Annotated in this window: 8 protein-coding genes; 4 read left to right on the forward strand and 4 right to left on the reverse strand. The window is 71.9% G+C overall.

Annotated features, from left to right (window positions below; translation table 11 throughout):
• The 4 genes from HG543_RS47265 to HG543_RS47280 all read left to right on the forward strand — a co-directional run.
• Nucleotides 1–726, forward strand: a 726-nt coding sequence (locus HG543_RS47265) for a M20/M25/M40 family metallo-hydrolase (protein ID WP_169351549.1), incomplete at its 5' end; no start/stop codon positions are given.
• A 264-nt stretch (nucleotides 727–990) separates the two neighbouring features.
• Nucleotides 991–2,733 (forward strand): DUF4215 domain-containing protein, encoded by a 1,743-nt coding sequence (locus HG543_RS47270; protein ID WP_169351550.1) that lies wholly within the window; start codon nucleotides 991–993, stop codon nucleotides 2,731–2,733.
• Nucleotides 2,734–2,933: 200 nt separating this feature from the next.
• Nucleotides 2,934–4,394 carry a tetratricopeptide repeat protein gene (locus HG543_RS47275; protein ID WP_169351551.1) on the forward strand — a complete coding sequence of 487 codons (1,461 nt, stop codon included), beginning with the start codon at nucleotides 2,934–2,936 and terminating at the stop codon, nucleotides 4,392–4,394.
• A gap of 60 nt (nucleotides 4,395–4,454) precedes the next feature.
• Nucleotides 4,455–5,591: a tetratricopeptide repeat protein gene (locus HG543_RS47280; protein WP_169351552.1), complete on the forward strand. Its 1,137-nt coding sequence runs from the start codon at nucleotides 4,455–4,457 to the stop codon at nucleotides 5,589–5,591.
• Between the two features lie 4 nt (nucleotides 5,592–5,595).
• On the opposite strand, the gene HG543_RS47285 is transcribed toward HG543_RS47280, so the two are convergent.
• The 4 genes from HG543_RS47285 to HG543_RS47300 all read right to left on the reverse strand — a co-directional run.
• Nucleotides 5,596–6,240, reverse strand: coding sequence for a carbonic anhydrase (locus HG543_RS47285; protein WP_169351553.1), 645 nt, complete (start codon nucleotides 6,238–6,240; stop codon nucleotides 5,596–5,598).
• Nucleotides 6,241–6,318: 78 nt separating this feature from the next.
• Nucleotides 6,319–7,026, reverse strand: coding sequence for a hypothetical protein (locus tag HG543_RS47290; protein WP_169351554.1), 708 nt, complete (start codon nucleotides 7,024–7,026; stop codon nucleotides 6,319–6,321).
• Nucleotides 7,027–7,164: 138 nt separating this feature from the next.
• The gene (locus tag HG543_RS47295) at nucleotides 7,165–7,974 is read right to left on the reverse strand and encodes an SAM-dependent methyltransferase (protein WP_169351555.1); all 810 of its coding nucleotides are present in this window, start codon (nucleotides 7,972–7,974) and stop codon (nucleotides 7,165–7,167) included.
• Nucleotides 7,975–8,027: 53 nt separating this feature from the next.
• The coding region (locus HG543_RS47300; RefSeq protein ID WP_169351556.1) for a penicillin-binding transpeptidase domain-containing protein at nucleotides 8,028–9,803 on the reverse strand (1,776 nt) is incomplete at its 5' end.

Raw genomic sequence — 9,803 nt, forward strand, 5'->3', positions numbered from 1 at the left:
GAGCTGGTGGTGGCGGGGGAGGGCGGTCACTCGTCCATGCCGCCGAGCCAGACGGCGGTGGGCGTCCTCAGCCGCGCCGTCGTGCGCCTGGAGGAGGAGCCCATGCCGGCGCGGCTGCGCGGCGGCAGCCGGGCCCTCTTCGACTTCGTGGGGCCGGAGATGCCCTTTGGGATGCGGCTGGTGTTCGCCAACCTGTGGCTCTTCGAGCCGCTCGTCGTGCGTCAGCTCACCGCGCAGCCCTCCACCAACGCGGCGGTGCGCACCACCACCGCGGCCACCATGTTCGAGGGCAGCGTGAAGGACAACGTGCTGCCCTCGCGCGCCAGGGCGGTGGTGAACTTCCGCGTCCTCCCCGGCGACACCGTGGAGGGCGTGCTGGAGCACGTGCGGCGCGTGGTGGACGACTCCCGCGTCAAGGTCGGCGTCATGGGCTTCCAGAGCGAGCCCTCGCCGGTGTCGCGCACGGACACCGAGGCGTGGAGCGTGCTCCAGCGCAGCATCCGCCAGGTGTTTCCGGAGGCCCTCGTCGCGCCGTACCTCATGGTGGGCGCCACCGACGCGCGCCACTTCACCGGGCTGAGCGACAGCGTCTACCGCTTCATGCCGCTGCGCCTGGAGCGCGAGGACCTCGCGCGCCTGCACGGACGGGACGAGCGCGTGTCCGTCCAGGGCTACGCCAGCGCGGTGCGCTTCTACGCGCAGTACCTGCGCAACGCCACCCACTGACGGGGCAGGCGCCGCGCGCGAGGGGTTGCACGCGTGCCCGGATGGCTCGTGAAGCCCGGCCCCGGATGCCACGGGGTTGCCGGATGTCCACGGCTGCCTGCTCCCGATGAATGAGCGCACATGTAAGGGCAGCTCTCCTGCGACGAGCGAAAGTCCACCCGCTCTGCACATGTTCGCGCCATCTGCATGCCGGGGGTGCGACCAGAGGATGAGGTCGACCGCATGCGTTGACAGGGGCTCCAAGCAAATTCAGCATCTGAGTTCATGCGGACCCCCCCTGCACATCGGAATTCCCCTCATCTCAGTCGAATGGCGAGCCTCGTGTTCGCCTCCCTCTTCCTCGCGCTCGCCGCCTGTGGTGGCGACGGGGGCTCGGCGAAGCCGGACGCGGGCGTCGTGACGGACCCGGACTCCGGCACTCCGGACGGCGGCCTGGACTGCGGCGACCGCCAGCTCCAGACGGGCGAGCAGTGTGACGACGGCAACACGCGCAGCGGCGACGGCTGTACCTCCGCGTGCACCAAGGAGCCCGGCTGGTCGTGTGATACGCCCGGTCAGGCCTGCACCAAGGCGGAGGGCTGTGGCAACGGCCGTGTCGAAGAGCCCGAGGCGTGCGACGACCGCAACAACATCGCGAACGACGGCTGCAGCGCGGACTGCTCCACGGTGGAGCGCGGCTGGAACTGCCCGCAGTCCGGTGGCCGCTGCCACGCCGCCGCGTGTGGTGACCGCATCATCGCCGGTGAGGAGGAGTGCGAGGACGGCAACACCGCCAACAACGACGGCTGCAGCTCCGTGTGTCGCCTGGAGCCCGGCTGGAAGTGTCCCCCGGGTGAGCCCTGCGCCCGCACCACCTGCGGTGACGGGAAGCCGGAGGGCACCGAGCAGTGCGACGACGGCAACAGCGACACGGGCGACGGCTGCTCGCCGCTGTGCACGCGCGAGCCCAAGTGTGCCAACGGCCGCTGCGAGGAGGTGTGTGGCGACGGCGTGATGCTGCCCAACAGCACCCGGGAGCAGTGCGATGACGGCAACACGCGCTCTGGCGACGGCTGCTCGTCGGCGTGCGAGCTCGAGGAGGGCTTCGTGTGCGTGGTCATCAAGGACGAGCCGCCGCAGACGGTCTCCATCCCCGTCGTCTACCGCGACTTCCGCGGCTATGACCTGCCGGCGGTCAACGGCGTGCCGCGCGGCCACATCGACTTCGAGAACAAGAACGCCGGCCACGAGACGGGCATCGTCGCGGCCAGCCTGGGCGCCGACGGCAAGCCCGTCTACGCCAAGACGGGCGTGAGCTCCGCCAACACCAACGGCGCGACCGCCTTCAACCAGTGGTACCGGGACGTGAAGGACGTCAACAAGACGGTGGTCGGGACGCTGGACCTCACGCGGCAGACGAACGGCTCCTACGTGTTCGACAACCAGGCCTTCTTCCCGCTCGACGGGAAGGGCTGGGTGGCCATGGGCACCGCGTACGAGTCACCCCGCAACAACGGCCACAACTTCAGCTTCACCAGCGAGGCCCGCTACTGGTTCGAGTACAAGGGCACCGAGGTGCTCACCTTCCGCGGCGACGACGACGTGTGGGTGTTCATCAACAAGAAGCTGGCGCTGGACCTGGGTGGCGTCCACGGCGCGCTGGACGGCACCATCACCCTGTCCCAGAAGGCCACCGAGCTGGGCCTCCAGCCGAATGGCATCTACGAGGTCCTGGTGCTCCAGGCCGAGCGCCACACGACCGCGTCCTCCTACCGCCTGACGCTCAACAACTTCGAGACCCAGCGCAGCGTCTGCGAGGCGACCTGCGGCGACGGCGAGCCGGACCGGGGCGAGGAGTGCGACGACGGCATCAACGACGGTGGCTACGGCCAGTGCGCTCGCGGCTGCGTGTGGGGCCCCCGCTGCGGTGACGGCGTGCCGAATCCGGAGCACGGCGAGGAGTGCGACGACGGCAACGGCCTCAACGGTGACGGCTGCAACAACTCCTGCCGCGTCGAGATTGGCTGATGTAGCGGGTTGAGGGAGGCGTCCGCTCCGGCAAGGCCTCTGGCCCCGGGGCGGGCGCACTCCCGGTATCACCCCTTCCGCTCCGGGTCTACTGGGACTCCGGGCCGGAGGGACTTCGGGACACGGGCGGGGGAGCAGGCGCTTCCGGGCAGGCCGGGCGGCGCGGCGTGGGCCGTCTGGTATGGTCCGCGCGAGTTTCCATGGCCCTGCGTCCGTCCTTCCTCCTTCCGGCCCTCCTGTCCCTCGTGCTGGCCCTGCCGGCCGCGGGTGCCGCGTCCCTGGTGGCGGTGCCTCCGCCGCCCGCCGCCGAGGTGATGGGGATGCTCCGGCAGCTCGAGACGGCCCGGGTGCGTGGAAAGACGCGGCTCCTGGAGGACGACCTGGCGGAGCAGGCCCGGGCGCGGCCGAATGACGCGATGCCGCGCTTCTACCTGGCGTGGCTCCAGTTCCCCGCGGACGCGTGCTGGAACGAGCTGAAGGCCGTCTCCACGCTGTTCCCGGAGAACCCCTGGCCCCACGTGGGCATGGGGCTGGTCTACATCCGCTGGAAGCTCCTGGCCGAGGCCCGGCCCATGTTCGCCGCCGCGCTGCGCGAGTCGCCCGGCTTCGCGCCCGCGCTGTGGGGCGAGGGGCTCTTGCTCCAGGCGCAAGGGCGGCCCGCAGAGGCGGAGGCGCGGCTGCGCGAGGCGCTGGACGCGCTGGACGCGCCGCAGATTCGCACCAGCCTGGGCCTGCTGCTGGCGCAGCAGCCGGAGCGCGAGGCCGAGGCGCGCGCGCTGCTGGCGCGCTCGGTGGAGGACTGGCCCGAGCAGCCCGAGGCCCTGAAGAAGCTGGCGCAGCTGTCGAAGACGGCCAACGACGTGCGCTCGGCCGCGGTGGCCGGGGACAGGCTCGTCGCCCTCAAGCCGCGGGACAGGGAGGCGCACCGGCTCCAGGCGGACCTGTGGCTGGCCGCCTCGGAGAAGGACAAGGCCGCGCAGTCGCTGGAGAAGTACGTGTCGCTGGGCGGCGCGGAGCCCGCGTCGCTGGGCCTGCTGGCGCGGCTGTACGCGGAGCTGGGCCGCCCCGCCGAGGAGACGAAGGCGCTCCAGCGCCTCATGGAGGCGGACGCGAAGGACCCGGAGCCGGCCATCCGCCTGGCGGAGCTGGCCGAGGCCGGGGGCGACGGCGCCGCCGCGGAGGCCATGTTCCTGAAGGCCTCCGAGCGGGCGCCACAGCGCGCCGACATCCACGTGCGCCGGGCGCGCCTGTTCCTCAAGCGGGAGCTGTTCCAGGAGTCGCTGGCGGCGTACCGCTCGGCGCTCGCGGCCCCGGAGCGCAAAGTGCCCGAGGCCGAGGACGAGGCCGCCGCGCTGGTGCGCCGCTTCCGCCTGCCCGCCACGCCGGCCCAGGGCGCGCCGGACAAAATCTACGCCCGGGTGTCGCTGGGCCTCGTCGCCCTCTACATGGAGCGGCTCAAGGAGCAGCCGGACCTGAAGGGCAACCTCAAGGTGCGCGTCCAGGTGGACGAGGAGGGCCGCGCCACCCGGGTGGAAACGCTGTACGACAGCCTGAAGGACCCGCTCATCGCCGGGCACGCCTACTTCGCCTTCCTGGACGCGCGCTACCCGCCGGGTCGGGACGCGCCCGTCTTCCAGTACGTCTTCCGCCCACCGAAGTGAGGTCCAGCGCACGGGTGCCCGTCCGGCCTATGCTCCTTCCGCGAAGGGAGGGAAGGACCCATGGCGATGGATGACACGGCGAGCCCCGAGCAGGTCGCGCAGGGGGTGCTCGACAGGGCCAGCGAGCTGGGCGAGGAGGGCCGCTACGACGAGGCGCTCGCCCTCAACGACGAGGTCATCCAGTGGTTCGGCGGGACGATGATTCCGGCCGTGCGCCTGCAGGTCATCCGCGCGCTCGTCAACAAGGCGCTGGCGCTGGTGCAGCTGGACCGGCCCGAGGAGGCGCTGGCCGCGTGCGACGAGGCGCTCCGGCAGTTCGGCGGCTCCCGGGACGCGAAGCTGCGCGAGGGGCTCGTCCGGGTGCTGCTCTACAAGTGCGTGGCGCTGGGGCAGCTCGGCCGGCCCGTGGAGGGCGTCGCCGTGTGCGACGAGGTCCTCCGGCGGCTGGACGGGGCCACGGACCTGCTCCAGCGCGAGCTCCTGTCCGAGGCGCTCTTGCGCAAGGCCGTCTTCCTGCGCTTCCTCGGCCGGGAGGAGGAGGCGCTGCCCGTCCATGACGAGCTGGTGCGCCGCTTCAGCCGTGATTCGGAGGCGGAGCTGCGCATGCAGGCCGCGCGGTCGCTGATGTTCAAGGCGTCGCTCCTGGGGAAGCTGGGGCGCCACGAGGAGTCGCTGGCCACCTTCGAGGAGGTGGACCGGCGCTTCGGCGGGGAGCGCGAGCTGGACTTGCGGGTGGAGGTGGCGCGCGCGCTGGTGTGCCGGGCGGAGTTGCTGGGGCAGTTGCGGCGCGTGGACGAGGCGCTGGTGGGCTTCGACGACGTCGTGCGCCGCTTCGCCGAGGCCCCGGAGCCGGCGCTGCGCGAGCGCGTGTCCAACGCGCTCAACAGCGCGGGCTTCGCGCTGCTGTGCGAGGCGAAGCGGCTGTGGCCCCGGGAGCGGGCGCGGGCGCTGGAGGTGCTGCAGCGCGCGCGCGAGCGGGTGGACGCGACGCTGGACCGCCGCCCGGGAGAGCCCCTGGCGCTGGGCAACGCGGGCTACATCGCCTTCCTCCAGGGGCGGCGCGACGAGGCGCGCTCGCTCCTGGCGGAGGCGCTGCGGCTGGGAGGCGAGTCCGTGCGTGAGACGGAGCTGCAGGACGCGGGCATCCACCCCATCCCCGAGGACGAGGAGTTCCGCGCGCTGCTCCGCTCGCTCTGAGCGCTCAGTCCCAGCGGCTGCCCGTCAAGTCGTAGACCTGCTGGATGTTGCGCAGCGTCTCGCGGAAGTCGAGCTTCAGGTCCTTGATGAGGCCGTTGCGCATGTCGAACACCCACGCGTGCACCGTGGGGAAGCCGCGGTTGAGGAAGGACTTCTGCACCGCGGCCGTCTTGATGATGTTGATGCACTGCTCGGTGACGTTGAGCTCCACCAGCCTGTCGTAGCGCTCGCCGTCGGGGATGGCGTCCAGCTCCGCCTTGTGCAGGCGGTACACGTCCCGGATGTTGCGCAGCCAGGGGTTGAGGATGCCCAGGTCCTTGGGCTGCATGGCCGCCTGGACGCCGCCGCACCCGTAGTGGCCGCACACGATGATGTGCTTCACGTCGAGCGTCTGGACCGCGTAGCTGATGACCGACATCACGTTCAGGTCGACGTTGTTCACCAGGTTGGCGACGTTGCGGTGCACGAAGACGTCGCCCGGTGCCAGGCCCATGATTTGGTTGGCCGGCACGCGGCTGTCGGAGCAGCCGATGTAGAGGAAGTCCGGGCGCTGCTCGACGGAGAGCTTCGCGAAGTACTCCGGGTCGGAACGGAGCTGCTCCTCGGCCCAGCGGCGGTTGTTCTCGAAGATCTTCTCGTAGGGGGTCACGGGGCGACCCTTGCACGAAGCGGACGCGGCGGGGAAGGCATTCCCGCGCCGCGCCACGCCCGCCAGGGCCCTCGTGGTTTACTCCTGCACGGGTACGCCGCTGCCGCCGTAGCCCTGGGCCTGGGTGCGCAGGCGCTCCCACTGGGCGCGGGCCTGCTGCTCCTCCTGGGTCTGCGAGTCCACGCGCCTGCGGGCCTCCTCGACCTTCTTCTGGGCGTCCGCGAGCGCCCCGGCGAAGTCCGCCTCGGACATCTCCGCCACGCGCACGTCCCCGTTCTGCTTGAGGGCCTGGAACTCGGCCTGGCGCAGCCGCGCGTCGGCCACCTCCAGCTCCCGCTCACGCAGCTGCTTGCGCGCATCGAGGGCCTCGATGGACTGCTGGCGCCAGTTCACCTGCGCCTTGGCGGCGGTGACGCCCGTCTCCGAGTTCATCAGCTCGGCCCGGGCCCGCTCGATTTCCGCGCGCTGGCCGGTGGCCTCGGCCGCCTCCATGGCCGACTTGTTGGCATCGTGGCGCAGCCGCGAGGCATCCGCGTTGCGGCGGGCCACCTCGAGCGCGCGCTCCGCGTCCTTCAGGGCCACGTCGGCGCGGGTGACCTCGTCCTGGGCCCTGCGGCGCTCGGTCTGGGCCGAGCGGACATCACCCAACTGCTCCTCGGGGACGCGGGCCAGCCACGCGTCATCCACCTTCTGCGCGCGGGATGAGCCACACCCGCCGCTGAACACCGCCAGGGCCGCTGCCAGGGCCACGCCCCCGAGCGCCCGCCGACTTCTCGCCTGGAACATGCACTGCCTCCTCTTCCTGCGCGCGTTGTCTGCTGGACACGGTATTCACGGCGTGGAGACACCGTGCGGAGGGATGGCCGCAAGGCCGCCCCACGTCCAGGCGCGGGAAGCAGGGGAGGAGGCAGGCGGAAGGCCGCCCTACCGCTTCTCCAGGATGACCGCGTAGAACTCGATGCCGAGCCCCTCGCGGTCCTCCTCGGTCATGTATCCGGGGGGCAGGCCGAGGAACTCGCTCAGGGGCACCACGCCCATGGTGTCCTGGGCCCACGGGCCGCAGATGTCGAGGTACTCGGGCAGCGAGTAGAGGTGGAAGGACTCGCCCATCTTCTGGAACATGCCGATGAACTGCTCCCACTTCGGCGTGGTGAGCGCCGCCTCCTTCGTCTCGAAGGTGGTGAAGAGCTTGGAGCCCGGCGCGGCCCAGTCGTAGAGGTCGCGGAAGAACCGGCGGTTCTCCTCGGCCGGGAGGAACACGGTGATGCCGTTGGCGCCGAACGCGACGCGGCGCTGGCCCTGGAGGAACTCGGTGACGTCGGGCCGGCGGAGGAAGTCCCCGGCCTGGCGGATGTCGCACTCCATGTACCGCACGGACGGGTTGTCGCCGAGCAGGTGCTTGGACATGGCGATGGTCAGCGGGTCGGTGTCGCTATAGAGCACCCGGGCGTCCGGCAGCACGCTGTGGACATGGTCCCCGGTGGGCAGGCCGGAGGCGAAGTCCACCCAGTGCTTGAAGCCGTCCGCGGCCATGCGCCGGGCGGCCGTCTGGAGGCACGCGCGCAGCATCCGCAGCCACTTCGGGGTGGAGGGCACCAGGGAGAACATGAACTCCGCCGCCTGACGGTCCGCCTCGAAGTTGTGCGTGCCGCCCAGCGCGTAGTCGTAGACGCGGGAGGCGGAGGGGACATTCGGGTTGACTCCTGGCACCCGGGCCAGTTCATTGGAATCCATGGGGCGTCTCCAGAGGTGAGCGGGCAGCCAACATCCTAAGCGTCCCCTAGCGCTCACCGCACCTCGATGTCCACCGGTTCGCTGCGCAGGCCCCGGGCCACCACCTCCAGCCGGTGCCGCCCAGGCTGTAGGGCCCATGAGGCGTCATAGGGCCACGGCGCCTGCCCCACGGGCCGGCCATCCACCAGCCATGTCACCGCCGCGAGCCGGGGCTCCACCTCCGCGCTCAGCCGGAGCGTCTGGGTGTCGCGCGCGTAGCCGGGCTCGATGAGGAAGACCTCTCCGGGGCGCGGCCAGGTGATGACGAGCGCGCCGGGGACGGGGCCCTTCTCGGGGCACAGGGGCGAGTAGCGTGTGGGCGCGGCGGGCGCGGCTTCCCGCCCGTGCGTGGCCTGCCAGGAGGCGTACGGGGCGGGGAGGAAGGCGAAGGTGCGCGTCACCACGTGCTCGGACGGGCAGGATTCCCCGGCCAGCAGGCCGTTGCGCGCGTCCAGGCGCACCTCGCGGTGCCAGGGGCAGGGTTGGTCGGGCACATGGGCCTTCGGCAGGCGCACGCGCCGCCGCACCGGGCACGAGGCCGTGGGGACCTGGCCCGAGTGCGCGCACACCTGGCCCTCCACGAGGCCCTCCGGGGGCGGCGTGCGCTCCGGCATGGCGGAGGGGCCCGCGCGCGCGACCACGCGCTTCATCACCTTGTGGAAGAGGGGGCCGGCGCCGGTGGCCCCGGTCATCCCGTGGAGCGGGCGGTTGGAGAAATCCCCGGTCCACACCGCCACGGTGAAGCGGGGCGTGTAGCCCACGGCCCAGTTGTCTCGCCAGTTGGTGCTGGTGCCCGTCTTCACCGCGACGGGAAAGCCGAGCATCAGGGCGTTGCCCGCGCCGAAGCCGCGCATGCGCACGGACTCGTCGCTCAGCACGTCGGTGATGAGCCAGGCGACCTCCTCGGAGAAGGCGCGGTGGGGCGCGGCGTCCGGCGCGGGGGGGCCGGCCAGGGGCGTGGCGCGGCAGGTGAGGCCCCCGCGGGCGAACATCGCGTACGCCTGGGCCAGCTCCAGCAGCGTCACCTCGCCGTTGCCGAGGGTGAGGCCCAGGCCGTAGTGCGAGGAGGGTGCGTCCAGCGAGGCGAAGCCCACGTCGCGCAGCCGGGTGAGCAGGGGCTCCACGCCCACGCGCCGGGCCACGCGGATGGCGGGCACGTTGAGGCTGCGCCCCAGGGCCTCGCCCATGAGCACCGGGCCGGAGTAGTCGCCGGAGTAGTTCCTCGGGCTGAAGAGGTCTCCATCGGACTCGCCGTAGCGCGTCTCCACGTCGGCGACGACGGAGGCGGGCGTGTCGCCGCGCTCGAAGGCCAGCGCGTAGGTGAAGGGCTTGAGGGCGGAGCCCGGCTGGCGTCGGGCCAGGGCCCCGTTCACCGCGCCCGCGGCGGACGCGTCGTCGTACCGGGCGGAGCCCACCATGGCGAGGACGTGGCACTCGGCGTTGTCGAGCACGACCACGGCCGCGTTCGTCACGCCACCCACGGCGAGGGCGTCCACGTGCCCGCGTACGAGGGATTCCAATTCGCGCTGGAGGTCGCCGTCGAGGGTGGTGCGCACCTCGCCGTGCGGTGGGCGCAGGGAGACGACGTAGTCGGTGAAGTGGAGCGCGGTGTCGGCCGGGGTGGATGGGGGCGCATCGCGTCCGGCGAGGCGCAGGGGCTCGGCGAGGGCGCGGGCGTGCTCCTCTTCGGAGATGGCGCCGGTGTCGCGCATGCGGGCGAGCACGGTGCGCTGGCGGGCGCGGGCGCGCTCGAGGTCCTTGAGGGGATTGAGGGTGGTGGGGGCCTGGGG

It is taken from the genome of Pyxidicoccus fallax, from assembly GCF_012933655.1.
Lineage (GTDB): Bacteria > Myxococcota > Myxococcia > Myxococcales > Myxococcaceae > Myxococcus > Myxococcus fallax.

Coding starts and splice junctions, on each gene's coding strand:
- HG543_RS47280 (WP_169351552.1), top strand. CDS start 4,455: ATGGCGATGGATGACACGGCGAGCCCCGAGCAGGTCGCGCAGGGGGTG.
- HG543_RS47270 (WP_169351550.1), top strand. CDS start 991: ATGCGGACCCCCCCTGCACATCGGAATTCCCCTCATCTCAGTCGAATG.
- HG543_RS47275 (WP_169351551.1), top strand. CDS start 2,934: ATGGCCCTGCGTCCGTCCTTCCTCCTTCCGGCCCTCCTGTCCCTCGTG.
- HG543_RS47295 (WP_169351555.1), bottom strand. CDS start 7,974: ATGGATTCCAATGAACTGGCCCGGGTGCCAGGAGTCAACCCGAATGTC.
- HG543_RS47290 (WP_169351554.1), bottom strand. CDS start 7,026: ATGTTCCAGGCGAGAAGTCGGCGGGCGCTCGGGGGCGTGGCCCTGGCA.